The organism is Streptomyces sp. NPDC058291 (assembly GCF_042880855.1).
Classification (GTDB): Bacteria; Actinomycetota; Actinomycetes; order Streptomycetales; family Streptomycetaceae; genus Streptomyces.
Genome location: NZ_JBHVYK010000114.1, coordinates 1 through 22,733, shown reverse-complemented (window position 1 = coordinate 22,733; position 22,733 = coordinate 1). Strand labels below are relative to the sequence as shown.

Below are 22,733 nucleotides of genomic sequence, written 5' to 3'. Positions count from 1 at the left end.
GGCCGAGCGCGCCGGCGCCCCGGTGCCAGGCCCGCCGAGGGCTCTCCGCCGGCCCGTGCAGGACGCGGGCGAGCAGCCGGTGGGCGTCGCGCCGGTCGGCCGGGGCGGCCGTCTCGTAGGCGGCGATCCGGGTCCAGGCGTCGCGGAAGCCCACCCCGCCGGCCGTGCCGTGGGCGATGCCCGCCGCCTCGGCGGCCTCCAGCGACCGGGTGTCGAGGCGCACGGCGGCCACGGCCCGCAGGAAGGCGTGGGTGGCCACCGGGTACTGGTCGGCCGCGGCGAGCAGCAGGACCAGTCGGGTGTCGTCGGGCAGCGCCCGCACCTCGCGGCGGTGGGCGGACAGCCTCCGGGGGGCGAGGTCGGCCGCTCCGGCCGGCAGCGGGTCGAGGCCGGCCGCCTGCCGCTCGGTCATCCGGCCCGCGGCCTCGACGGCGGCCCGCGGATCGCCGTGCACCAGACGCAGCACGCGCACGCGGACGCCTTCGGGCAGCGCGGCGACCGGGCGCGGACCGGCGCCCGCGAGCGCCGGTGACGAAGTGCCGCCGAGGGGTGGGGGGTTCACCGGGGTCACCACCCAACTGACGTTACTGGTGGGTTACTTGAACCGTAAAGACCGGCGACTTCACCGATGCGGCGCGCGTAGACCCCGGCGGACACTCCTGGCAACCCCACCCGTTTCAGGAGGCATCATGCAGCGCCACAAGCGTCGCATCGCCGCGGTCCTCACGGCCGCGGCCTCTTCGCTCCTTCTGTCACTGTCGTTCACCGCCCCGACGGCCCACGCGGCGACCCATGACCCGATCGTCTTCGTCCACGGTCTCAACAGCGACTCCGGCAGCTGGAACGACTGGGTCGCCGACTTCGAGGCCGACGGCTACACGGCCGCCGAGCTGGACGCGTGGACGTACACCTGGACCCAGTCCAACGCCACCACCGCCGCCCGGCTCGACACCGAGATCAAGAAGGTGCTGGCGAGGACCGGCGCGAGCAAGGTCGACGTCGTCGTCCACTCGATGGGGGCGCTGAGCTCCCGCTACTACCTCAAGAACCTGGGCGGGACGGCGTCCGTGGACGACTTCGTCTCCGTCGCGGGCACCAACCACGGGACCTCGGTGGCCTCGTTGTGCAGCTGGCTGTACACCTCCTGCGCGGAGATGGTGACCGGCAGCTCCTTCCTCGCCTCGCTCAACTCCGGCGACGAGACGCCGGGCAGTGTGAACTACGCGGCGTACTGGTCGAACTGCGACGCGGCCATCGATCCGGATTCCTCGGCGCTGCTGAGCGGCGCGACCAACGTCGGCGTCGGCTGCATCTCGCACGACGACATGAACAACGACCACGGCGTATACGAAAAGGTGCGCGACTTCATCCGGTGAGCCGGTGCGAGCCGGACCGGCCCGGCCGCTCTCATGGGGATGCGCCGGGCCCGTACGGGCGAACGTCGTCAGGCCCTTCGCCGCCCGCCCCGGAGGCCGCCCCGCGCGCCGAGGCCCCGGGGCCCGGGCGAGGCCCGCGCGGGGGCGCTACAGGCTCCACCGGCGCAGCTCGCTCGCGATCTCGGACAGCGACGCCTCCCCGTTCTTGACCAGGCGGGCGAGATCGCGGACCTGTTCGGGCGAGGTGGCGATCTTCAGCCCGCTGGCGACGAGGTAGGCGTAGGCGACGGCGCACGCGAACAGGGCGTTGGAGCGCTCCAACGCCGGTACGTGGATGAGGAGCTGCAGCAGTGCGGCGGCGCGCGACTGCGGATCGTCGTAGACGGGGACGTCGAATATCTCGGCCTGATGGCGCGCCACGGCCGCGACCAGCGCACCCCAGTCGGTGACCTGGGGGTCCCCCGGGGTGTTCTGTTCGGCGAGCATGAGGAGCCAGGCGAGGTCGATACGGAGATCGCTCAAGGGATCAGCGGCGACCTTCGCGCGGGCCGGCCTCACGGGTCCCGCCCTCGCGTTCCGCGCCGAACTCCTCGGCGAAGAGGGCCTCGTACTGCTTCATGAAGTCGCTGGCGGCCTCGACGAACGTGTGACCGATCTCCCCGGCGTCCTGTCTGACCAGCTCTTCTATGTAGCGATTGACGCTCATGCCGCGAGCCGTGGCGCGCTCGCGGGCGACCTGGGCCGTGCCCTCGTCGACGCGTACGTTCAGCTGGGTCTTCGCCATACCTCGAAGCTAGCGCCATGGTGCTAGCAGCGGCAAGGGCGGCCGACTCCCGAAAAGGGATACCGGCTGTGCGCCGGGTCACACTACGCTCGGCCAGGCAGAGTCATCGGTTCGTAGTCGGCACGTCCACCGAGCGAGGAGGCAGCCTTGTCCACACCTGCTGCGGAGCACGTCCCCGGCCTGGCCGCGGCCGGCGGGATCGCGGCCCGCGCCCGAGGTCTGACCAAGGCGTACGGCTCCGGCGAGACCACGGTGCTGGCACTGGACGCCGTGGACGTGGACATCGCGCGCGGTCGCTTCACCGCCGTCATGGGGCCGTCCGGGTCCGGGAAGTCCACGCTGATGCACTGCCTGGCGGGCCTCGACACCGTCTCGGCCGGACAGGTGTGGCTCGGCGACACCGAGATCACGGGCCTGAAGGACCGGGAGCTGACCCGGCTGCGACGGGACCGGATCGGGTTCATGTTCCAGTCGTTCAACCTGATCCCGACGCTGAACGCGGCGGAGAACATCACCCTGCCGATGGACATCGCGGGCCAGAAGCCCGACCGGGAGTGGCTGGACCAGGTCATCGACACCCTCGGCCTGCGGGACCGGCTGAAGCACCGGCCCTCGCAGCTGTCCGGCGGTCAGCAGCAGCGCGTGGCCTGCGCCCGTGCGCTCGCCTCCCGGCCCGAGCTGATCTTCGCCGACGAGCCGACCGGCAACCTGGACTCGCGCGCCGGGCTGGAGGTCCTCGCGTTCCTGCGCGAGGCCGTCGACGCCCTGGGCCAGACCGTCGTCATGGTCACCCACGACCCGGGCGCCGCGGCCCACTCCGATCTGGTCCTCTTCCTGGCCGACGGACGGATCGTGGACGAGACGCCGCGGCCCACGGCCGAGGCGGTGCTGGAGCGGATGAAGCGGTTCGACGTGATCCGCGCCCAGTTCGACGGCGACGGCGGAGACAGCGGAGCCGGAGCCGTCGGAGCCGGCTCGGGCTCCGGGGAGAAGTGATCCGGTGCTGAAGGCGACCCTCCGAAGTTTCCTCGCGCACAAGGGACGGCTGCTGCTGTCCGCGCTCGCCGTCGTCCTGTCGGTGGCGTTCGTCGCGGGCAGTCTGATCTTCTCCGACACGGTGACGCGCACCTTCGACCGGCTCTTCGCGTCCACGTCGGCGGACGTCACCGTGCAGCCGAAGAAGGACCTCAGCTCGTCGGTGCCGACCGGCGCGGTGCAGACCGTGCCCGCCTCGCTCGCCCGGCGGCTGGCCGGCGTGAACGGCGTCGCCTCCGCCCATGCCGACGTGAGCGTCCAGAACATCACGGTCGTCGACGCCGAGAACGAGTCCGTGGGGCCGACCACGGGCGCGCCCACCATCGCCACGGACTGGTACGTCACCCACCGCAGCCCGGTGGAACTGACCTCCGGTCACGCCCCGCGGGGCGCGGACCAGGCCATGCTGGACGCCGACACCGCCGACAAGAAGCACGTGCGCATCGGCGACACGCTCACCGTGATGGCCCAACCGGGCTCGTTCAAGGTCCAGGTCGTCGGCATCGCCACCTTCACCACCACCAACCCGGGTGCGGCCCTGGTCTACCTCGACCCCGGTACGGCCGCCGCGAAGCTGCTGGGCACGGCGGACAAGGCCACCAGCATCTCCGTCGACGCGGCGCAGGGAGTGAGCGACGCCGTGCTCAAGAAGCGCGTCGCCGCCGCGGTCGGCGCGGGGCCCTACGAGGTGAAGACGGCCGACGAGCAGGCGAAGTCGTCCGCGGAAGCCCTGGGCGGGTTCCTCGACGTCATCAAGTACGTGATGCTCGGCTTCGCCGGGATCGCCGTCCTCGTCGGGGTCTTCCTGATCGTCAACACGTTCTCGATGCTGATCGCCCAGCGCACCCGCGAGCTGGGCCTGCTGCGCGCCCTGGGCGCCGACCGGCGCCAGGTGCGCCGCTCGGTGCTCACCGAGGCCGTGCTGCTGGGCCTGGTCGGCTCCACGCTGGGGCTCGCCGCCGGCATCGGTCTCGCGGCCGGGCTGATCAAGCTCATGAGCGCCTTCGGCATGAACCTCAAGGCCACGGAGATGGTCGTCGGCTGGCCCACCCCGGTGTCGTCCTACGTCGTCGGCGTCGGCGTCACCTTCGTGGCGGCCTACCTCCCGGCCCGCCGCGCGGCGACCGTGTCGCCGATGGCGGCCCTCGCGGACGCGGACGTCGCCGGCGTCGGACGGCCGCTCAAGGTGCGCGCCGTGGTGGGCGCGGTCGTCGGGGCGCTCGGCGCGGCCGCGCTCGTCGGCTGCGCGACCTCCTCGAAGACGGCGTCGGCGGCGTCCCTGCTGGGCCTCGGCGTGGTCCTCACCCTGATCGCCACGGTCATCGCGGGACCGCTCCTGGTCCGGCCGGTGATCAGGGTCCTGGGCGGCGCCTTCCCCGCCCTGTTCGGCTCCGTCGGCCGGATGAGCCAGCGCAACGCCCTGCGCAACCCGCGGCGTACGGGCGCCACGGCGGCCGCGCTCATGGTGGGCCTCGCCCTGGTGGGCGGCATGTCGGTGGCGAGCGCCTCCATGTCCAAGTCCTTCGACCAGCAGATCGACAGGACGCTGGGCGCCGACTTCGTCGTGCAGAACGCCAACTTCACCCCGTTCTCCACCGAGGTCACCGACGCGGTGCGCGGCACCGGGGGCGTCGGCCTGGTGGTCCGGCAGCGGTTCGCGCCGATCGCCGTGCGGCTGCCCGACGGCAAGCGCGTCGAGACGACCGCCGCGGGCTACGACGACCGGGTCGACGACGTCGCCCACGTCGCCTACGCCGAGGGCGACACCGCGGCCGCGCTGGCCGACGGCGCGATCGGCATGGACGTGGGCTTCGCCGAGGACCACGGGGTGCGGCTCGGCAGCGTGCTCCCGGTGGAGTTCCCCGGCGACCGGACGGCGTCGCTGAAGGTGGGCGCCCTCACCGACCAGGACGGCGCCGACGGGTTCGGATCCCGGGGCGGGATGTTCTTCGGCATCGCCACCGTCGAGAAGTACGTGCCCGGCGGTCAGGACTCGGCCCTCTACGTCAACGCGCGGTCCGGCGCCACGGCCGACCAGCTGCGCCCGCGGCTGGAGCGGACCCTGGACGCGTATCCGCAGGTGCAGGTCCGTGACCAGGCCGACTACAAGAAGCTGGTGCACGACCAGATCGCCGTGCTGCTCTACCTCGTGTACGCGCTGCTCGGGCTGGCGATCGTCATCGCGGTGCTCGGCGTCGTCAACACGCTGGCCCTGTCGGTGGTGGAGCGGACCAGGGAGATCGGGCTGCTGCGCGCCATCGGGCTGGCCCGACGGCAGCTGCGCCGGATGATCCGGCTGGAGTCGGTGGTGATCGCGGTGTTCGGCGCGGTGCTGGGGCTGGCGCTCGGCCTGGTGTGGGGCGTGTGCATCCAGCAGGTGCTGGAACTGCAGGGCATGAAGGCCTTCGCCGTCCCGTGGGGGACGATCGTGGCGGTCGTGGTGGGCTCGGCGGTCGTCGGCGTCGTCGCGGCGCTGCTGCCCGCTCTGCGCGCCTCCCGGCTGAACGTGCTGGCCGCGATCGCGCACGACTGAGAACGTCGGCGGTGGCGGTGGCCGAGGCGTCCGGATGGTGGAATACCGCGTTCGGACGCCTCGCCCGTGATGGGATCCCCGCATGTCTGATCTGCGTATACGGGCCGCGACGCCCGAGGACCTGGACGCCGTGCTGGCCTTCTGGAGGACGGCTGCCGAGGGCACGAGCATCAGCGACGACCGAAGCGGGGTGGAGCGGCTGGTCGCCCGCGACCCGGACGCCTTGATCCTGGCCGAGCAGGACGGTGAGCTGGTCGGGACGGTGATCGCCGGATTCGACGGGTGGCGGTGCCACCTGTACCGGCTGGCGGTCCGTCCGGAACGTCGCCGCCGGGGCGTCGGGTCGGCGCTGCTGGCGGCCGCGGAGGAGCGGTTCGCGCGGCTCGGCGGCCGCCGCGGGGACGCGATGGTGCTCACCCGCAACGAGACGGCGCATCATGCCTGGCGCGCGGCGGGGTACGCGCCCGAGGAGAAGTGGCGGCGCTGGGTGAAGCCGCTCACGGACTGAAACGGGGCCCGCGCGGTCCCCTTTGCCGATCCTTTACCCTGGGGGGACTGTGTGGATCACCACGCGGTCCCCCACGACGTCAAGAAAGGTGTGAGCGTCCGCCCATGGGCGAGCCTCCCCGTACCCGTAAGCGTCCCCCTGCGCCACATCGCGCGTCGCCGTCCGCCCTGTCCGATCCTGGGACGGAGGTGACCCGATGACCGAAGTGCTGCTGCTCCTGGTGGCGATCCTGCTGTCGCTCGCGTGCGGCGCCTTCGTCGCCGCCGAGTTCTCGCTGACCACGGTCGAGCGCGGCGAACTCGAACGAGCGGCGAAGCGCGGCGAGCGCGGCGCGGCCGGAGCGCTCAAAGCAGTGCGGAACCTCACCTTCCAGCTCTCGGGGGCGCAGCTCGGCATCACGGTCACCAACCTGGTGGTCGGCATGCTGTCCGAGCCGTCGATCGCCAAGCTGATCTCCGGGCCCCTGGAGTCGCTCGGTCTGTCGAGCACCGCCGCGAGTTCGGTCGCGCTGGTGCTGGGCACGGCCCTGTCGACCGTGTTCCTGATGGTGGTCGGCGAACTCGTCCCGAAGAACTGGGCGATCTCCTCCCCGCTGGCGGTCGCCAAACGGGTGGGCAACGCCCAGCGCTGGTTCAGCGCCGCCTTCCGGCCGTTCATCAGCCATCTCAACAACACCGCGAACCGGATCGTGCGCCTCTTCGGCCTGGAGCCCACCGAGGAACTCGCCGCCGCCCGCAGCCCGCAGGAGCTCGCCGCCCTGGCCCGGCACTCCGCCAAGGAGGGCGCCCTGGAGGCGGATACCGCCGAGCTCTTCGTGCGCACCCTGAACCTGGCCGATCTGACCGCGGAGAACGTCATGACCCCGCGCGTCCAGGTCATCGCCCTCGAAGCGGCGGCGACCTGCGAGGACGTCGCCAACGCCACCCGGGCCACCGGGCTGTCGCGCTTCCCGGTGTACCGCGGCGGCCTCGACGCGGTGGTCGGCACCGCTCACATCAAGGACGCGCTGGCGGTCCCGGCCGGGCGACGCCCGCGCGTGCCGGTGTCGGAGATCATGCGCGAGCCCCTCCTCGTGCCCGAGTCGCTCACCGTGGACCGGCTGCTGGACCGGCTGTCCGGCAAGCGGACGATGGCCGTGGTCATCGACGAGTACGGCGGCACGGCGGGCGTGGCCACGCTGGAGGACATCGTCGAGGAGGTCGTCGGCGAGGTCCGCGACGAGCACGACCCGCACGAGACGCCCGACCTCGCCCCCGCGGGCGCGGACGACGACGGCCGCGCCCTGTACTCGGCCGACGGCTCCGCCCGCACCGACCAGCTCGCCCGCGTCGGCCTGCAGGCCCCGGAGGGCCCCTACGAGACGCTGGCCGGGCTGGTCGCCAACGAACTCGGCCGGATACCGGCCGTCGGCGACACCCTGGAGGTCGCCGGCTGGCGCATGGACGTCGTGGACGCCTCCGGCCGCCGGGCCGCCCGGGTGCTGCTGCACGCACCGCTCGCCGACACCCCCGTGGAAGGGGCGGACACGTGATCGCCGTCCAGTTGCTCATCGCCCTGGCGACCCTCGTCGTCAACGCGTTCTTCGTCGGCGCGGAGTTCGCGCTGATCTCCGTGCGCCGCTCCCAGATCGAGCCGTACGCCGAGCAGGGCGACCGGCGCGCCAGGAGCGTGCTGTGGGGACTGCAGCACGTGTCGGCGCTGCTGGCGGCCGCCCAGCTCGGCATCACCCTGTGCACGCTGCTCCTCGGCGTGGTGGCCGAACCCGCCATCGCGCATCTGCTGGAGCCGGTGTTCCACGCGGTGGGGGTGTCCGAGAGCGCCGGCCACGCGGTGTCCTTCGTGATCGCGCTCGTGCTCGCCACCTATCTGCACATGCTGCTCGGCGAGATGGTCCCGAAGAACGTCACGCTCGCCGAGCCGGTGCGCAGCGCGCTGCTGCTGGGCCCGCCGCTGGTCGCCCTGGCCCGGGGGTTGCGACCGGTGATCTTCGCGATCAACGCCTTCGCGAACGGCCTGCTGAAGCTGTTGCGGGTCGAGACGAGGGACGAGGTCGCGGCGACCTTCTCGGACGCGGAGCTGGCGCAGATCGTCAGGGACGCGGGCGAGGCCGGACTCATCGACGACCGCGCCCAGGAACGGCTGCACGACGCCCTGGAGCTGGGCCGCCGCGCGGTGCGGGACGTCGTCCTGCCGCTGGAACGGGTCGTCCACGCGCGCGTGGGCGTCACTCCGGAGGGGCTGGAGACGCTGGCGGCCGAGTCCGGGTTCTCCCGGTTCCCGGTGGTGGACGAGGGCCGGCGGATCGTCGGCTACCTGCACGTCAAGGACGCGCTGGACGCCTCGCCGCGGGAGAGGCCCTTCCGCTTGCGGGACATGCGGGCCATCGCGCGGGTCAGGGAGACGACGCCGCTGGACGACGTCCTGACCGCCATGCGGGGCAGCCGCACGCATCTGGCCGCCGTCCTCGGCTCCGACGGGCGGCTGGCCGGCCTCGTGACCATGGAGGACGTGCTCCGGGAGCTGTTCGGACAACGCGCGTGAACCGGTGGGCACGGCCGGGAACGCCCACCCGGCCGAGCTGACCGCACGGCGGCCGACGGAGGCGACCGACCGACGGGTATGCGACTCGGGCTACCATCTGTGTCGCCATGCAGACGAACCCCACTCACACCAGCCTGGTCGCCGTCGGCGACTCCTTCACCGAGGGCATGTCCGACCTGCTGCCCGACGGCACCTACCGGGGCTGGGCGGACCTCCTCGCCGGGCGGATGGCCGCCCGCTCCCCCGGCTTCCGGTACGCCAACCTGGCGGTGCGCGGGAAACTGATCGGCCAGATCGTCGAGGAGCAGGTGCCGGTGGCGGCCGCGATGGGCGCGGACGTCATCACCCTGGTCGGCGGCCTCAACGACACGCTGCGGCCCAAGTGCGACATGGGCCGGGTCAAGGGTCTGCTCACGGAGGCCGTGGAGCGGCTGGCGCCGTCCTGCAAGCAATTGGTGCTCATGCGCAGTCCGGGCCGGCAGGGTCCCGTCCTGGAGCGGTTCCGGCCGCGCATGGAGGAACTCTTCGTGTGCGTGGAGGACCTGGCGGCGCGGCACGGCGCGCTCGTCGTCGACCTGTACGGCGCTCCGTCGCTGAGCGACCCCCGCATGTGGGACGTCGACCGGCTGCACCTGACGGCGGAGGGCCACCGCAGGGTCGCCGAGGCCGTCTGGCAGGCGCTCGGGCACGATGCCGAGGACGCGGCGTGGCACACGCCGATGCCGGCGACGCTGCCCCCGGGCTGGGCCGCCCGGCGCGTCGCCGACGCGCGGTTCGCCCGGCAGCACCTGCTGCCGTGGATCGGCCGCCGCCTGACCGGCCGCTCCTCCGGGGACGGCCTGCCGCCGAAGCGGCCCGACCTGCTGCCCTACGCGGGTCCGACGGTCTGACGTACGCCGGGGCCCGGACGGCGGCTCGGCTCGCGAGAGGACGCCGGCCCCGCTTGTGCCCGTCCTCGGCGCGGGCGGCCGGGGCGCCGGTGAGGCCGTCCGTGCGCCGGTCGGGACGCGCGCAACCGCCACCGCCCCTCGGGCGAGACCGGAGTGACCCGCCTCTCGTAGGTTCCGCCGAACCGGACCCGGGCACTGGCCTGCACGAATCGCCAGTAGAATCCGTCCACTGTTCTACGGCTTCCGGCATACTCGCTGGTCAGAGATTGTGAGAGATGATCTCTCCTCGATCATCTCTCACAATCTCTCACGTGAGGGCCGTTTGCCCGATCCCGTGGAACACGTCGAGGGCCTCGGCTGCGCCCCTCATGTCCTCGGCTTCGATGGAGACGTACTTACGCTTCGTGAAGGCCGCGTTCGTGTGGCCGGCCCACGCCGCGAGGACGACGTCCGGGACCCCGCTCAGCGCCAGCGCCTTCAGTACCGCGTGCCGGGCGTCGTACAGGCGCACCTGGCGCAGACCCAAGCGCCGCATCAGCCGGTAGGCGTACTCACGCAGCTGCCGCGTGTTCAGCGGCATGCCCAGCTCGTCGACGACGACGTACCCCGTGTCGGTGTACGCCTCCCCCGCGGCGAGCCTCTCCGCGGCCTGCTGGGCACGGAACCGTCTGAGAGCCTCCCACGGCCCCTGAGGCAGCGGCAGAATCCGCTCGCCGGATGCAGTCTTGGTGTCCTTCTCCAGCACCGTCACGTTGCCGATCATCGTGCGGGTGTTGGCGATGTCCAGAGTGCCGAGCTGCAAGTCGACGTCCATCCATCGCTGGCCGCAGACCTCGGCCGGCCGCAGCCCCATCAGCGACAGCAGCAGCGGGGCGAACAGCCGGTCTTCCGTGATGCCGCGGATGAACGTCTGCACCTCGGCGACCGTCCACGGCTTAGGCCGCTCGCGCTCCCGCTTGTCGGTCTTCTTGTCGACGAGCGACGGCCGCACCTCCGCGGCCACGTTGACACTTACCAGCTTCCGGACGACGGCCCTGCCCAGGGCACTACGGAGCCTGGTCAGGATGCCCTCAACCGTCGAGATCATCAGCCGGGTACCCCGCTCGCCTCCCATGCGGCGCCCGCGGGCAACCAGGTCATCCACGAAGTCGCGGACATGGTCCTCGGTGAGCTCTTGCAGTCGGATGTGCCCGAGCTGGTCGTAGACGTGCACCAGGGCGAGGCGATAGGTGCGGATCGTCGTCTCCTCGACGTCCCGCCGCTTGTACTCCAGCCACTGATCAAGCCACTCCCCCACCGTGATCTTGTTCGGGACGATCAGGGTTCCCGCGGCCCGCTGGTGCAGGATGCGGTCGCGCTCCTCGCGGCACTCCCTCGCGGTATCCCTGGTGACCGTCACCTGGATCCGCTTGCCGTTCTCGTCGCGGCCGGCGTCGACCATCAGGCGGTACCGAAACTTCCCGCCCGAGAGAGCGATCCGCTTCGGCTCAGCCATCGTCGCGCCCGCTGGGCTCCCACGGCGCCGGGTCGGTGCGCTTGACGACGTCAAGGTCCACGGCGCCCCAGTCGGCCAGCTGCTCGAAGAACTCCCGCTTGGCCTTCAGCCGCTCCGGGCTGCGCTCGTACAGCCACTGCGGCCGGCCGTACAGCTGATGCTCGACCATCTCCCTGCGCTCGCTCCCTTCCGTGAAGCGGAGGGGACGCTCGCCGTTCGCCCACGCCCAGGCGTCGGCGGCCGACACGGCGCCACCGCCTGTCACCTCGACGGGGTCGGTGCTCTTATCGGTGAGCGGCAGTAGCAGCGCGGATGGACTCACGCCGAAGGCGACCGCGAGTGCGGCGAGTTCGTCGGCCGTGACCACCCGCTCGCCCTTCTCCATGCGGGTGATACCCGATGCGGGGATGCTGCGGCCGGCGCGCTCCACCGCGCCGGAGAGCTGGCGAGTAGTGAGCCCTCGACGTTCACGCAGGCGGGCGATGTTCGCCGCGACGATCTGTCCTGTGGGTCCTACCTCGATGGCGCGTCGTCCGCGCTGCTGCTCTGCCATAGGGAGCAGGTTAAGCATCAGCGCTGACCTTGTTGTGCATCCGGTCTCCGGTGCTAGAGTCTCCATAGGTGCATTCTAGGAACGTTTGCTGCACGTTGGCAACGATTGATGCAGGAAGGAGTATCGACCCGTGAAGGAAGAGTTCTTGTCGCCCAAACAGGTCGCACGCGAGTACCCCGTGCTCGGCACCACCTCTGCCCTCGCGGAACGCAGGTGGCGGGGGGAAGGCCCCGCGTACCTCAAGACCGGCAAGGGTCGAGCAGGCCGCGTCTTCTATCGACGCAGTGCCATCGAGGACTTTCTGGCCGAGTGCACGGTGACCCCAGGGAGGGCCGCGTGACCAAGTCTCAGCCGACCCTCGCAGAGGTTCGGAAGTGGCCCGCGACCGTGAGCGTGTCCGATGCCGCCCGCGCCATCGGATGCAGCCGGAGCCACTTGTACGAGCGGGTCAAGCGCGGCGACAGCCCCGTCAAAACCATCAACGTCGGCACACGGCACGTCGTCATCACGGCCGACCTCGTCCGACTGCTGTCCGGCGAGCCGGTGCAGGAGACCGGAGGCGCCGCCGCATGACCATGAACGCAGAAACGCCCCGGCCGCAATCCGGGGCGTTTCAGAAGAACCTCGCGGGCGGCGAAGCTGCTGCCAGCATTGCACAGGTGCGCCGTCGACGCGACGCTGCCCACCGGTGCGAGCCGTTCGACTGCACGGCCCCGGGATCCGTCCGCGCCACGGACGAAACCCCCGAGCCGGCCGACGTCGACCCCGACGAAATCGCCGAACTGTGGGCGAACGCTAAGGCGGCATGGAGCGTCCGCGACTTCCCGCGGTACGGGTCCCAGGCCTGGATCGCCCTCGGCCCCGACGACCCCCGGCGGCTCGCCGGTGCCCTTGAAGCCGCCGAGATGTGGCGCAAGTACGGCGACGAGGACGAGCTGATCGCCTGGCTCAAGAACCTCGGCCGGCGGCCCAACCTCACCGAAACGCGCACCCGCGCCCAGCTCGACGAGCTCGCCAAACCGAAGCCGCCCCACCAGCTGCGCGCCACGCCCGGCTGGCCGCCCATTCGCGTACCGGGCAAGCCCGACCGGTACCTCACGCACCGAGACAGCCACCAGGAGGCGGCGTGACCGAGCCCGCCATCAGCCCCGTCGCTGAACCGCCACCCGACGATCTGCCGGACCTGCCGCCCGACGAACCGGACGAGCAGCAGGAACGCAGCTTGCGCTGGCCGCGGCGGAGCCTCGACGACATCGGCAACGCCGAACGGCTCGTCGATCACTACGGCGCAGAGATCCGCTACACCGTCGACGCAGAGCAGTGGGTCACCTACGAGGACGGCCGCTGGAGCTTCAAGGGCGGCGCCACCCGGGTCTGGCAGCGCGTCATCCGCACCATCGACACGCTGCCCGGAACGGAAGCGCAGGCATACAGCGGCGTCCCCGGCCGCGGGCCGAAAGGGGAGGCCCTGCCCTCCCCTCGGGAGAAGTTCCTGCAGTGGGCAGCGTCGCAGCGGATGCGGCCCAAGCTCGCCGCCATGCGTGAGATCGCCCAGGGCCACCCGTCGCTGCACTGCTTCATGAGCGACTTCGACCGCTCCGAGATGCTGCTCAACGTCGGCAACGGCGTCATCGACCTCCGTACCGGACAGCGGATGGACCACGACCCCGGCCTGTTCCTCATGCAGCAGTCGCCCATCCCCTTCGACCCGGACGCCAAGGCCCCCATGTGGGAGGAGTTCCTCGCCTCCGTCATGCCGGACGAGGAGCGGCGCGAATACCTGGCCCGGGTCGTCGGCTACACGCTGAGCGGCTCCACCGAGGAGCAGGTGATGTTCATCCATCACGGCGACGGCCAGAACGGCAAAGGCGTGTTCATGCGCGTCGTCACCGCCATCCTCGGCGACTACGCCCAGTCCGTGCCGCGGTCGACCCTCATGGCCAAGCAGAACGAAGGCATCCCCAACGACGTCGCCCGAATGATGGGCAAGCGGCTGCTGTCGACCACCGAGACATCGGCCGGCAAGAAGCTCGACGACGAGCTGGTCAAGCAGCTGACCGGCGAGGACACCGTCAGCGCGCGCTTCCTGAACAAGGAGTTCTTCGACTTCCGGCCCGTCGGAAAGATCCACCTCGTCACCAACTACCTGCCCACCGTCGGCGGCGGCCACGGCATCGCCCGAAGGCTGCAGGACATCGGCTGGGACGTCATCGTCCCGCCCGAGAAGCGCATCAAGAAGTACGACGAGAAGATCCTCGCCGCCGAAGCATCCGGCGTCCTCAACTGGGCCATCCAGGGCTGCCTCAAGTGGCAGGAGAACGGCCTCGCCGTCCCGGCCGCCGTACAGGAGAAGACGAAGGAGCACCTGGCCAAGTCCGATCCGCTACTCATGTGGCGCGACGACTACACCAGGCCAGCCGAATCGACCGCGTACACCGAGACGGGTGTGCTCTTCGCCAGCTACAAGCAGTGGTGCCAGGCCGGCTCCATCCGGGAGATGAGCATCCGAGCCTTCGGCGAAGCCCTGCAAGAGAAGGGCTATCAGCGAGGCAACCACCCCACGAACCGAAGGTCGGTGATCTATGGCCTCCAGCTGGCGTCCCACTTCTGACCTCCGAAGGGATCCGAAGGGTTCTCCGAAGGGGTCGCGAAGGCTTCTCCGAAGGGTCTGACCTGCACTTCGAAGGGATCGAAGGGATGTGTAAGAGGTTCCGCGCATATGAGGAAAGCAGTGTTTCCCGTATGGCCTATAGGCGCTCGACCCCCCTCGAATCCCTTCGATCCCTTCGAAGCCTTCGAAACCCCAGGTCAGACCCCCGAAGGGATCGCCAGACCATCCCTTCGAAGCCTTCGGAAAGCCTTCGAACCGGCCCGACCCCCTACCTCCTCCCGTTGCTGCCCTCTTGGACAGCTGCCACAGACCAGGAGTTCCGTTGACCAAGCAGCTCACCACCCAGAACGCCACGATCACGACCGCCGCGGTCGAGGTGAAGGCCCTCACCATCGGCGGCAAGCAGGTCACGCTGTCCGTCTTCCGGCAGCTGCAGGAGGAAACCCTCATCAGCAATGAGGGAACCCTGAACGGCGTCCCCTGGGGCTACGTCAACTACCACCCCGACAAGTGCGCCGATGACCAACCGCACTGGCACATCGTCTGGCAGCACGGCGACCAGCTGCGGCGCGCCAAGGTCAGTCAGAAGCCCGACTTCGCTCCTGGCGTCACCAGGGGGCGGTCGCTCCCCTTCATCTCCTCCACGGTGGACCGTCTCGTCACCAGCTTCGTCCTCCAGTGGCTTGAGGGTCGGCGCCCCGACCGCCCCCTCCAGCTCGAGCGGACCAGCAACTTCAAGTACAGCAACGAGGTCACCTACAGGACGCCTTACGACTTCCTGGCCTGGGGCAGCGCGCACCGGCTGGCGGTCGAGGCAACGAACGCCCACCACGAACTGACCCGCGCCGCCGAGTACCTCCAGGAGTTCAGCAGTTACGCCCTCGGTGCGGATCCAGAGTGGCGTGATCGGGAGCGTCAGCGCCGCCAGGAGCGCCTGGACGCGGCCAACTCTGCCGCCTCGGCCGCGCACGCCGAGTTGGCCGCACAGGTGGCCACCTGGGGACGCACGAACGACGAGGTGTTCGCCGACTACCAAGAGGCCTGCGAACTAGAAGCGGCCCGCAGGAGGCGCCAGCGCGAGGTACGCGCCACTCTCGCCCAACTTCCTCAACTCTTCATCGCGGTGTGAGGTACCCATGACCAGCCACGTCGAGCAGCAGATAGAGGCCCGGATAGCTGCGGCCAAGGCAAAGACGCAGCAGCGGCGAGAGCAGCGTGACGAGCTGGGCGCCGCGCGCGACCGCGGCCTCGAAGCACGCAAGGCCACCAAGCTGCGCCGCCTGTACTGCGCGACGTGCGCCAAGCTGCAGCGCCGCGGCAGCTACCTGCGTTGCCCGCTGGGCTGCGGAGATGTCGTCTGCCGCAGGAACCCCCGCTGCGGCAACACCCACCTCCGCCAGTGCGACAACCGACCCACCCAAGCCACTGAAGGGAACCTCTCATGAACCGCGAGCAGATCCTCGACAACTACAACCGCCAGCTCGCCCGCATCGAGGCCAGCCGCACCTACAGCGACCATGCCAAGAAGGTCATGGCCGCCAAGGCGTACACCACCGCGCAGAGCGCCCTCGAGCGGCTGCGGCAGTCCGAAGTCGACAGCATCAACACCCGCCGCTCCCAGCTGCAGCGCCGCATGTTCGGCCACCAGGGCACCGCCGACGCGCAGACCGTCATCGCCCGCCGCGACGCCAACGACCGGGCCGCCAAGCTCGACGACCCGCGCGCGGCCGGCGAGATGCTCGCCACCGCGCAGATGGAAGGCGATGACCTGATGGCGCAGGCCATCGCCACCCGCGCCGCCCGGTCCGGGTGGAACGACGTCCTCGGCAGCTACGCCAGCGACCGGCCCGGCTTCCAGCAGGCCGCCGAGGAGTACAGCAGCCTGCCCGACCCCGACGACTGGAAGTGGAAGTTCCAGCACACCGGCCAGTTCCTGGCGGGCACCCCCCGCACCCTCAGCGACGCCGCCCCGCACGAGATCGACCGGCTCGCCCAGCAGAACCTTGACGAAGGGGACGCCGCATGAACACCGTCCACGACGCCGTCCGGGCTGTCACCGCGGCCGAGCGCCGCAAGCTCCGCGTACCCGACCAGGTGCGCGAGGCCGCCGCTGTGCGCGCCGCCGTCGCCCGCACCGTGCAGCAGCCCGACCCCGAGCGGCCGGCCCTGCCCGCGACCGCGGCCGACGTCGAGCAGGTCATCCGCGACCACGCCGCCGAGCTCCAGCTCGTCGACCTCGCCCGCCGCGCCGCCGACCGCTTCAGCGACGAAGCCGACGCAGCCTACGTCGACGCCGTCCGCGCCGCCGTACCCGACTGGATCGCCGGCCTGCAGAAGGAGTTCGGCAACCTCATCGGCGTCGTGCAGAAGGCCGCGGCCAAGCTGCCCGCCGACCTCGACCAGATCGACCCGCAGCGCCTGAACTGGAACAACCCCGCCCACACGGCCGCGTACACCAAGGCCGAGGGCGCAGTCGTCCAGCTGGAGCAGCTCGTCTCCGACCGAGCCGACATGGTCAAGGTCGCAGGCGGCGACGGAGGCCGCGACAACGCACTGTTCGCCGTCGCCTCGCTGCCCGAGCCCACCACCCAGCGCGTCATGGATGACGACTGGCAGCAGCTCCACCCGACCATCAGCACGTGGCGCGAGCTCAGGCAGCAACCCGTCGCACGGTGGGTGTACCTCGTCAGGCAGGGCGAGCTGCAACTGTCGCTGGCCACACCCGGCGAGGTCAGGCAGCGGTCCGTCCAGGTCGAGCGGTGGAGGGACGCCGGGCACGCACGCCGGTCCGCCCTCACCCTCAACGGCGGCCAGGCAGCGGTACAGCAGTACCTCGCGGAGAGCGCGTAACCCATGGACTCGGCGTCAAAGGCACCGATCTCGACGGGCATGACGAGCATCGGACCCATGGAGCAGCGGTCTCTACGGCTTCTCTCCCGCACTCCAGCGCCGAACCCGGTCCCGGCCGGCCCCCCATTCCGGCCGGGACCCTGGGGGGATACCCCCCTCCTGGCCACCACGGGGATCGGGGCCGTATAGCACCTGACTTTCTGCGTGCTCACCGCGCTGTGTTTTTCAACCGGAAGGAATCGACCATGGAACTGCTGGAAGGGGACTTCTATCCGGCTCCGGAGCCGCCCGAGGGCCTCGGCCGGCAGGCCGCGCAACTGTGGCGGGACATCGTTGAGGACCAGGAACTGCGGTCCGACGAGCTCCGCGTGCTCGAGGACGCCTGCAGGGAGGTTGACCTCATCGAGCGGATGCACGTGGAGCTGCAGACGGCGCCGCTGGTGGTGAAGGGTTCGATGGGCCAGGACGTCGCCAACCCGCTGGTGCAGGAACTGCGGCAGCACCGCGGCCTGGTGGCCCGCCTGCTCGGCTCGCTGAAGCTGCGCGACGAGGGCGCAGAGGAGCGTGACGCGATGGCCCGGCAGGACCAAGGCCGCCGGGCTGCTCTGACGCGCTGGCACGGTACGGCGTGAGCCGGCCGCGCCGCCGCGCCCTGGGGCCGCCCGCAGGGATGCCTGTCCAGCTGGTGGCGTTCCGGTTCGAGGACTGGCGCGACCTTGCCTGGGATGCCGACTACGAGCCGGGCGGCGACTTCCAGCGCTACCTGGCCCGCACGGCATGGCAGGAGGCCCGCCGTAGCTGGTTGTACGGCGAGGGCCCCCAGAACAAGATCAAAGTCCCCAGACCTGAGCAGAGGGGCAGCGCCAACACGGTCCCGGTCCCCGAGCGGGGGCCGGCGGGTAACCCTCCCACCCTCAACCGGGCCCCCGCCCAGCACTCCGCACGCCCCATCAAATCCCGCTGATCCGGAGACCCTTCAAGGCCCGCGCCGCACGACGCCTGAGACGGGGCGTGCGAGCGCCTGCAAGGCCTGGCTGTCGGGGCAGTAGTCCCGGTGCGAGCAGCGTGCGCACGTCGTGATGTGGATGCCGTAGACCCGTCCGGCCTCCCGCCTGGCGCAGGGTCGGCAGCCACGCGGCTCCCACCGCTGCAGCGTCCCGCCGATGACGCTGAGCCGCGGACCAAGCTGCATGGAGGCGGCGCCACTGCACCACACGCAGCGCTTGCCGTCGACCTGCTCGCCGTCGAGGTCGGCAGCCCGAGGCACGGCCAGCATCTCGGCAGCGCTGACGAACCCGTCGTTCACGGCCGGTCCGCGATCGGGGCGAGGTCGTAGGCCTGGCGGCAGGAGGAGCAGGCGAACAGTCGGGCGCCGCTGGTGTCGCGGACCGGGCGGGCCGTGTTGCTGTAGGCCTCGTGCCAGGCGCACCAGGCGATACCGGCAGTCTGGGGGATGGTCGGCGCGGGCGTGGCCCGGCTAGCGTCTGGCATGTCGACTCCTGTGCAGTCGGCCAGCCCCGGGGCCGTTCGCGCGGCCGCCGGGGCGCTGTCATCTCTGCCATGCAATCGCGGGTGATCTGCACGGGAAGGAGCCCCGCGGGGGGCCAGGAGGGGGCCAGACTGTGCGCGGGAGGGGGCCAGGTGAGCAGCGAGGAACGTAGGCGTCAGTTCGGCGTGTATCTGGCGGGCCTGCGCCGGGCCGCGGGGAAGTCGCAGCGGCAGCTGGCCGGCCTGCTGTGCGCGTTGTCAGGTACGGCGTCGGTGACCCGCAACGAGGTGTCCCGGTGGGAGCGCGGCGCCCGCGTGCCTGAGGCGTGGTTGCCGTGCCTGGCGCAGGCGTTCGGGGTGCCGCTGCTGGAGTTGGAGCAGGCGGCGTCCTACGCCCGCGGCGAGGAGTGGGCGCGGCTTCCTGGGGCGGCCGCTTCACTGTCCGCGCTGCTGCCCGAGGGTGATCCGCTGCGCCAGCTGCAGGCGTCGACCTGGCGCCGCATCGACGAGGGGGCCGTGACCGGGCTGGCGGGCCGCGTGCATGCCCTGCGCCTGGCGGACGACGTCCTGTCGGGAGGGGATCTCATCCGTCCCGCGTTTCGTGAGTTGCGGTCGGCGCTCGCTCTGTATCGGGAGGCCTCGTTCTCGGATGGGACCGGCCGGGCCCTGTTGGTGCAGATCGGCGAGCTGGGGCAGATCGCGGGGTGGGTCGCTTCGGACGCGGGCCGCCTCGAGGACGCCGAGCGTGCCTACCGGCTCGGGCTGGATGCGGCACGGCAAGCAGGTGACGGCCCGCTGGCCGCGAATCTGGCTGGCTCGCTGGCCTATCAGTGGTCGAACAACGGGCGGGAGCGCGAGGGCGTCGACCTGGCGGAGGCTGCGGTGCGGGAGGCCGGTGACGCAGCCGGTCCTGCCGAACGGGCTTTGTTCTTCGACCGGGTTGCGTGGGCGCATACGCGTGCTGGGGACGCTCAGCCGGCCATGCGGGCGCTGGGCGAGGCGCATGACGCCTTGTCCGCCGAGGCGGCCGAGCAGCCGCCTCAGTGGGCCTACTGGGTGTCGCGGGATGAGCTGGAAGTGATGGACGCCCGCGTGTTCACGGAGCTGCGCCGCCCGCTGCGCGCCGTGCCGCTGCTGTCGCGCGTCCTTGACCGCTACGACGCCACGCATGCCCGCGAGCTGGCGCTGTACCGCTCGTGGCTCGCCGTGGCGCTGGCGGACGCGAACGAACCGGAGCAGGCCGCAGCCGAAGCCAAGCGGATCATCGACCTGTCGGGGGACCTGTCGTCCGACCGGACCGCGGAACGCACCCGGATCGTCCTGCAGCGGCTGCAGCCGTTCGCCGACGTGCCCGAGGTGCGCCGGGTGCTCGCCGAGCACGGCCATTTGCTGCTCGCGCGAGGCTGAGGGAGGGACGCAAAAAAGGGGACCCCGAAGGCCCGGATACAGGCCTTCGAGGTCCCCTCTACGGGCACTACTTCGCAGGTCGGGGCCCGCTACCAAGGTCACTACCGGGGTAGCGGGCCCCCTCTACATCAGGCGCCCTCAGCGTTCGGCTCGTCGGGGCCGTTCGTAGCGGGGTGCGTAGAGGGGTTGGCCTCTACCCGGCGTGCGGCGAGGAGGAGTTCGGCGGGCACGGCGGCCTCGAGGTCGGCCCTGCGGTACCCGGCGAGGTTCTTCCCGTTGACCTTCACCTGCTTGGTGGTGCGGTCGACGCCCGCGGCCTCCAGCTCGGCGGCCAGGCGCTCGGCGTCGAGGTCGCCGTAGCGGTCCTCGTCGACGTTGACGAGCCGGTCGAGGAGGTCGACGGTGTGCATGCGGTCTGTGTGCCGCATGACGTCGAGGCAGTCGGACAGGACGGGGGCGATGGTGACGCCGGCCTCGTCGGCTGCCGCGCTGACGTCGCCGACGGCGTCGCCGGTGAGCTGGCCTGCCTTCTGCCGCAGGGCGCGGCCGCGCTGGCACAGCTCGGCGAAGCCGGGCCCGTCGAGGAAGTCGGCCCGCACGGTCACGAACGAGGCCGGGCCGGTGACCAGGACGCCCGTGCCGCGGTGGTCCTCGGACAGGACGGAGGCGTCGGCTCCCTGGGCGGCCTTGCCCTTGCCGAGCACCATGTCAGAGCTGGTCTGGTCGACGACCTGTGTGCAGTACCGAAGGGTGATGATCTCCCGCAGCTTCGTCGGCACCGACTCGGCGTCGGGGCGCTGGCTGGCGAAGTTGGAGACGAACCCGGCGGCCGGCCCGCGCCGTGCGATGCGGCACAGGTCGTTGATGACCTGGTCGCGGTCGTCCTTGTCCATCGCGGTGAAGTACTCCTGCAGCTCGTCGATGGTGACGAAGATGACGGGCAGGTTGTACCGCTCGACGATCGCCGGGGTCAGCTTGCCCTCCGGGCACACGGAGACGGGCAGGCCGCGCAGCAGCACGAACCGGCGCTCCATCTCCGCCAGCAGTTCTTTCAGCATGGCCTTGAGGGCTTCGACGGCGTCGTCCTCGGCTCCCATGATGAGCCGGTGGGCGACGGCCTTCATCGGCATCCAGTCGGCGCCGCCCTTGCCGTCGGCGACGTAGTGCCGCACGTAGGCGTCGAGCAGGCCGGCCGCGGTCATCAGGCGCTGCGTGAACGTCTTGCCGCGCCGAGGCAGGCCGCCGAAGAACAGCGACTGCCACATGACGGGCACGCTGATGCGGGTCCCGCGGGCGTCTCCCCCGAACGGGATCGGGTCCCACACGGAGAACGTCTCCATCTTGACCAGCGGCGACGGGTTCGGCGTGCCGAGGTAGGGGTCGTCGTCGGCGACCCACATCGACACCCGGCCCGCGTTCCCGCCGGCCGCCGCGCGCACCCGGGAGGCGATGACCTGGATCTCGTCGACGCCGAGCTCGGCGGCGATCGCCGTGCGCTTGGCGAGGACGTCGGCGGCGGTCTTCCCGCCTCCCTTGGGCAGGTCGAAGATCACGGCCCAGCCACGCCCGTCGCGGACGGGTCCCATCACGCACGTCACCTTTGGCCCGTCGTCGTCGCCCTTGCCCTGCTTGAGCAGGCCCGCGGCCCGCAGGGCGTCGTTGAGCTGCTGCGCGGACATGTCGACGCGCAGGGGCGGCGTCGGGTTGTCGAGCAGCTGCACGTCGTCGCCGCGGCCGAGGTAGGCGAGCGGCATCGTGACGGCGGCCGCCATGCCCGCCTGCAGCAGGGGGCCGGCCAGTTCGAAGCCGACCACGGCAGAGACGGCGGCGACGGCGGCCGTACCGAAGCGCCAGCGGCGGCTGACGGTGCGGTGCCGGTGGACCAGCGCGTATCGGGCGGCCGCCTCGACGTCCTCGGGCTTGGCCTTGACCATGGCGCGCAGGGCTTTCACGGCGGCGGACTGGTCGTGCGCAGACAGGGTCGGCCACAATCCGCGCAGCCCCCGCCAGGCCCCCTTGGTGGCCAGGTAGGCGAGGCGGAACGCGTACTTCGGGACGCGCAGCAGGTGGTAGCGGGAGTGCCACCACGACAGCCGGCAGAACGCCGCGGTGTTGGCCTTGATGGACGCCGTCGAGCGGGCCCACACGGGCAGGATCGGCGCGTCCGGCACGGTGAGCCAGTCGGCGAGCGGGTTGTCCTCCCGGTCGACGGCCTCGACGACCGGGGCCTCTTCGACGGCGGCCGGCGGCTCGGGCTCGAACTTGATCAGGGAGATGTTCGGCTTGGCGTGCCCGTTGACGGGCCGCGGCAGCGTGTCGGTCATGCTGGTCTCCTGGTTTCGTTACGCATTTCGTTTCGGGGCCGGGCCCGGGGCGGCCGGACGACTTGGCGGAAGGACGGCCGCCCCGGGGTGTCGCTACTGCTTCTGCTTGCGGCGCAGCGCCTGCTTCTCGATGCGCTCGATGCGGCGCTTGAGGTCGCTGGTGTCGACGCGGTCGCTGCCGTCGTCGGCCAGGCCGCGCTTTGCCATCCGGGCCGTCAGGGCGGCGATCCGCACCTTCTCGCCCGTGGTGAAGTCGGAGAACGTCAGATCGTCCATGGGGTCCTCTCGGGTCAGTGGCGGAAGCCGGGCTTGTAGTGCTCGCGGATGTGGCGGGCTTC

Annotated in this window: 26 protein-coding genes and 1 pseudogene; 18 read left to right on the top strand and 9 right to left on the bottom strand. The window is 71.1% G+C overall.

The window, feature by feature from the left end; genetic code table 11:
* A pseudogene (locus tag ACFVYK_RS34685) lies at positions 1-571 on the bottom strand (LuxR family transcriptional regulator); the annotation flags it as partial.
* A gap of 118 nt (positions 572-689) precedes the next feature.
* Here ACFVYK_RS34685 and ACFVYK_RS34680 point away from each other — a divergent pair.
* Entirely contained in the window at positions 690-1,376 is a 687-nt protein-coding gene (locus ACFVYK_RS34680; protein WP_389780715.1) for an esterase/lipase family protein, read from the top strand.
* A 147-nt stretch (positions 1,377-1,523) separates the two neighbouring features.
* Here ACFVYK_RS34680 and ACFVYK_RS34675 read toward each other — a convergent pair whose 3' ends face one another.
* Both ACFVYK_RS34675 and ACFVYK_RS34670 read right to left on the bottom strand, forming a co-directional pair.
* Positions 1,524-1,898, bottom strand: coding sequence for a fic family toxin-antitoxin system, toxin component (locus tag ACFVYK_RS34675; RefSeq protein WP_389780714.1), 375 nt, complete (start codon positions 1,896-1,898; stop codon positions 1,524-1,526).
* 4 nt (positions 1,899-1,902) lie between these two features.
* Positions 1,903-2,160 carry a toxin-antitoxin system HicB family antitoxin gene (locus ACFVYK_RS34670; RefSeq protein ID WP_389780713.1) on the bottom strand — a complete coding sequence of 86 codons (258 nt, stop codon included), beginning with the start codon at positions 2,158-2,160 and terminating at the stop codon, positions 1,903-1,905.
* A 147-nt stretch (positions 2,161-2,307) separates the two neighbouring features.
* Between ACFVYK_RS34670 and ACFVYK_RS34665 the strand changes: the two genes are divergently transcribed.
* The 6 genes from ACFVYK_RS34665 to ACFVYK_RS34640 all read left to right on the top strand — a co-directional run bounded on the left by ACFVYK_RS34665 (position 2,308) and on the right by ACFVYK_RS34640 (position 9,667).
* Positions 2,308-3,156: an ABC transporter ATP-binding protein gene (locus tag ACFVYK_RS34665; protein ID WP_389780712.1), complete on the top strand. Its 849-nt coding sequence runs from the start codon at positions 2,308-2,310 to the stop codon at positions 3,154-3,156.
* Positions 3,157-3,160: 4 nt separating this feature from the next.
* Complete coding sequence (locus tag ACFVYK_RS34660) at positions 3,161-5,728, top strand: ABC transporter permease (protein ID WP_389780711.1); 2,568 nt, start codon at positions 3,161-3,163, stop codon at positions 5,726-5,728.
* A gap of 82 nt (positions 5,729-5,810) precedes the next feature.
* Complete coding sequence (locus tag ACFVYK_RS34655) at positions 5,811-6,236, top strand: GNAT family N-acetyltransferase (protein ID WP_389780710.1); 426 nt, start codon at positions 5,811-5,813, stop codon at positions 6,234-6,236.
* A gap of 196 nt (positions 6,237-6,432) precedes the next feature.
* Positions 6,433-7,767, top strand: a complete 1,335-nt coding sequence (locus ACFVYK_RS34650; RefSeq protein WP_389780709.1) for a hemolysin family protein — start codon at positions 6,433-6,435, stop codon at positions 7,765-7,767.
* Positions 7,764-8,777, top strand: a complete 1,014-nt coding sequence (locus ACFVYK_RS34645; protein ID WP_389780708.1) for a hemolysin family protein — start codon at positions 7,764-7,766, stop codon at positions 8,775-8,777. The genes ACFVYK_RS34650 and ACFVYK_RS34645 overlap by 4 nt, the downstream gene beginning before the upstream one ends.
* 107 nt (positions 8,778-8,884) lie before the next feature.
* Positions 8,885-9,667 (top strand): SGNH/GDSL hydrolase family protein, encoded by a 783-nt coding sequence (locus ACFVYK_RS34640; protein WP_389780707.1) that lies wholly within the window; start codon positions 8,885-8,887, stop codon positions 9,665-9,667.
* A 307-nt stretch (positions 9,668-9,974) separates the two neighbouring features.
* Here ACFVYK_RS34640 and xerC read toward each other — a convergent pair whose 3' ends face one another.
* Both xerC and ACFVYK_RS34630 read right to left on the bottom strand, forming a co-directional pair.
* Positions 9,975-11,162 (bottom strand): tyrosine recombinase XerC, encoded by a 1,188-nt coding sequence (gene xerC, locus ACFVYK_RS34635; protein WP_389780706.1) that lies wholly within the window; start codon positions 11,160-11,162, stop codon positions 9,975-9,977.
* On the bottom strand, positions 11,155-11,715 hold the full coding sequence (locus ACFVYK_RS34630; protein WP_389780705.1) for a helix-turn-helix domain-containing protein: 561 nt from the start codon (positions 11,713-11,715) through the stop codon (positions 11,155-11,157). The genes xerC and ACFVYK_RS34630 overlap by 8 nt, the downstream gene beginning before the upstream one ends.
* A 130-nt stretch (positions 11,716-11,845) precedes the next feature.
* On the opposite strand from ACFVYK_RS34630, the gene ACFVYK_RS34625 reads away from it, so the two are divergent.
* From ACFVYK_RS34625 to ACFVYK_RS34580, 10 genes are all read left to right on the top strand, one after another.
* The gene (locus tag ACFVYK_RS34625) at positions 11,846-12,055 is read left to right on the top strand and encodes a DNA-binding protein (RefSeq protein ID WP_389780704.1); all 210 of its coding nucleotides are present in this window, start codon (positions 11,846-11,848) and stop codon (positions 12,053-12,055) included.
* Positions 12,052-12,288, top strand: coding sequence for a helix-turn-helix transcriptional regulator (locus tag ACFVYK_RS34620; RefSeq protein ID WP_389780703.1), 237 nt, complete (start codon positions 12,052-12,054; stop codon positions 12,286-12,288). The genes ACFVYK_RS34625 and ACFVYK_RS34620 overlap by 4 nt, the downstream gene beginning before the upstream one ends.
* An 86-nt stretch (positions 12,289-12,374) precedes the next feature.
* On the top strand, positions 12,375-12,845 hold the full coding sequence (locus ACFVYK_RS34615; protein WP_389780702.1) for a hypothetical protein: 471 nt from the start codon (positions 12,375-12,377) through the stop codon (positions 12,843-12,845).
* On the top strand, positions 12,842-14,326 hold the full coding sequence (locus ACFVYK_RS34610) for a phage/plasmid primase, P4 family (RefSeq protein WP_389780701.1): 1,485 nt from the start codon (positions 12,842-12,844) through the stop codon (positions 14,324-14,326). The genes ACFVYK_RS34615 and ACFVYK_RS34610 overlap by 4 nt, the downstream gene beginning before the upstream one ends.
* A 322-nt stretch (positions 14,327-14,648) precedes the next feature.
* Positions 14,649-15,455, top strand: a complete 807-nt coding sequence (locus tag ACFVYK_RS34605) for a hypothetical protein (RefSeq protein ID WP_389780700.1) — start codon at positions 14,649-14,651, stop codon at positions 15,453-15,455.
* A 7-nt stretch (positions 15,456-15,462) separates the two neighbouring features.
* Positions 15,463-15,771 (top strand): hypothetical protein, encoded by a 309-nt coding sequence (locus ACFVYK_RS34600; protein ID WP_389780699.1) that lies wholly within the window; start codon positions 15,463-15,465, stop codon positions 15,769-15,771.
* Complete coding sequence (locus ACFVYK_RS34595; RefSeq protein ID WP_389780698.1) at positions 15,768-16,352, top strand: hypothetical protein; 585 nt, start codon at positions 15,768-15,770, stop codon at positions 16,350-16,352. Before ACFVYK_RS34600 ends, ACFVYK_RS34595 begins: the two co-directional genes overlap by 4 nt.
* Entirely contained in the window at positions 16,349-17,176 is an 828-nt protein-coding gene (locus ACFVYK_RS34590) for a hypothetical protein (protein WP_389780697.1), read from the top strand. The genes ACFVYK_RS34595 and ACFVYK_RS34590 overlap by 4 nt, the downstream gene beginning before the upstream one ends.
* Positions 17,177-17,421: 245 nt before the next feature.
* Entirely contained in the window at positions 17,422-17,808 is a 387-nt protein-coding gene (locus ACFVYK_RS34585) for a hypothetical protein (protein WP_389780696.1), read from the top strand.
* Positions 17,809-17,846: 38 nt separating this feature from the next.
* A complete protein-coding gene (locus tag ACFVYK_RS34580; protein ID WP_389780695.1) occupies positions 17,847-18,140 on the top strand; it encodes a hypothetical protein in 294 nt (97 codons plus the stop codon).
* A gap of 12 nt (positions 18,141-18,152) precedes the next feature.
* Here the strand turns inward: ACFVYK_RS34580 and ACFVYK_RS34575 are convergent, their stop codons facing one another.
* The gene (locus tag ACFVYK_RS34575; RefSeq protein WP_389780694.1) at positions 18,153-18,482 is read right to left on the bottom strand and encodes a hypothetical protein; all 330 of its coding nucleotides are present in this window, start codon (positions 18,480-18,482) and stop codon (positions 18,153-18,155) included.
* On the bottom strand, positions 18,479-18,667 hold the full coding sequence (locus tag ACFVYK_RS34570) for a hypothetical protein (protein ID WP_389780693.1): 189 nt from the start codon (positions 18,665-18,667) through the stop codon (positions 18,479-18,481). The genes ACFVYK_RS34575 and ACFVYK_RS34570 overlap by 4 nt, the downstream gene beginning before the upstream one ends.
* 150 nt (positions 18,668-18,817) lie before the next feature.
* On the opposite strand from ACFVYK_RS34570, the gene ACFVYK_RS34565 reads away from it, so the two are divergent.
* Positions 18,818-20,071, top strand: a complete 1,254-nt coding sequence (locus ACFVYK_RS34565) for a helix-turn-helix domain-containing protein (RefSeq protein WP_389780692.1) — start codon at positions 18,818-18,820, stop codon at positions 20,069-20,071.
* Between the two features lie 128 nt (positions 20,072-20,199).
* Here ACFVYK_RS34565 and ACFVYK_RS34560 read toward each other — a convergent pair whose 3' ends face one another.
* Positions 20,200-22,395 carry an FtsK/SpoIIIE domain-containing protein gene (locus ACFVYK_RS34560; RefSeq protein ID WP_389780691.1) on the bottom strand — a complete coding sequence of 732 codons (2,196 nt, stop codon included), beginning with the start codon at positions 22,393-22,395 and terminating at the stop codon, positions 20,200-20,202.
* 93 nt (positions 22,396-22,488) lie between these two features.
* Entirely contained in the window at positions 22,489-22,671 is a 183-nt protein-coding gene (locus tag ACFVYK_RS34555) for a DUF6257 family protein (RefSeq protein WP_389780690.1), read from the bottom strand.
* Positions 22,672-22,733: the final 62 nt, after the last annotated feature.

Coding starts and splice junctions, on each gene's coding strand:
- ACFVYK_RS34560 (WP_389780691.1), bottom strand. CDS start 22,395: ATGACCGACACGCTGCCGCGGCCCGTCAACGGGCACGCCAAGCCGAAC.
- ACFVYK_RS34585 (WP_389780696.1), top strand. CDS start 17,422: ATGGAACTGCTGGAAGGGGACTTCTATCCGGCTCCGGAGCCGCCCGAG.
- ACFVYK_RS34555 (WP_389780690.1), bottom strand. CDS start 22,671: ATGGACGATCTGACGTTCTCCGACTTCACCACGGGCGAGAAGGTGCGG.
- ACFVYK_RS34570 (WP_389780693.1), bottom strand. CDS start 18,667: ATGCCAGACGCTAGCCGGGCCACGCCCGCGCCGACCATCCCCCAGACT.
- ACFVYK_RS34670 (WP_389780713.1), bottom strand. CDS start 2,160: ATGGCGAAGACCCAGCTGAACGTACGCGTCGACGAGGGCACGGCCCAG.
- ACFVYK_RS34600 (WP_389780699.1), top strand. CDS start 15,463: ATGACCAGCCACGTCGAGCAGCAGATAGAGGCCCGGATAGCTGCGGCC.
- ACFVYK_RS34680 (WP_389780715.1), top strand. CDS start 690: ATGCAGCGCCACAAGCGTCGCATCGCCGCGGTCCTCACGGCCGCGGCC.
- ACFVYK_RS34630 (WP_389780705.1), bottom strand. CDS start 11,715: ATGGCAGAGCAGCAGCGCGGACGACGCGCCATCGAGGTAGGACCCACA.
- ACFVYK_RS34650 (WP_389780709.1), top strand. CDS start 6,433: ATGACCGAAGTGCTGCTGCTCCTGGTGGCGATCCTGCTGTCGCTCGCG.
- ACFVYK_RS34640 (WP_389780707.1), top strand. CDS start 8,885: ATGCAGACGAACCCCACTCACACCAGCCTGGTCGCCGTCGGCGACTCC.
- ACFVYK_RS34595 (WP_389780698.1), top strand. CDS start 15,768: ATGAACCGCGAGCAGATCCTCGACAACTACAACCGCCAGCTCGCCCGC.
- ACFVYK_RS34580 (WP_389780695.1), top strand. CDS start 17,847: ATGCCTGTCCAGCTGGTGGCGTTCCGGTTCGAGGACTGGCGCGACCTT.
- xerC (WP_389780706.1), bottom strand. CDS start 11,162: ATGGCTGAGCCGAAGCGGATCGCTCTCTCGGGCGGGAAGTTTCGGTAC.
- ACFVYK_RS34590 (WP_389780697.1), top strand. CDS start 16,349: ATGAACACCGTCCACGACGCCGTCCGGGCTGTCACCGCGGCCGAGCGC.
- ACFVYK_RS34655 (WP_389780710.1), top strand. CDS start 5,811: ATGTCTGATCTGCGTATACGGGCCGCGACGCCCGAGGACCTGGACGCC.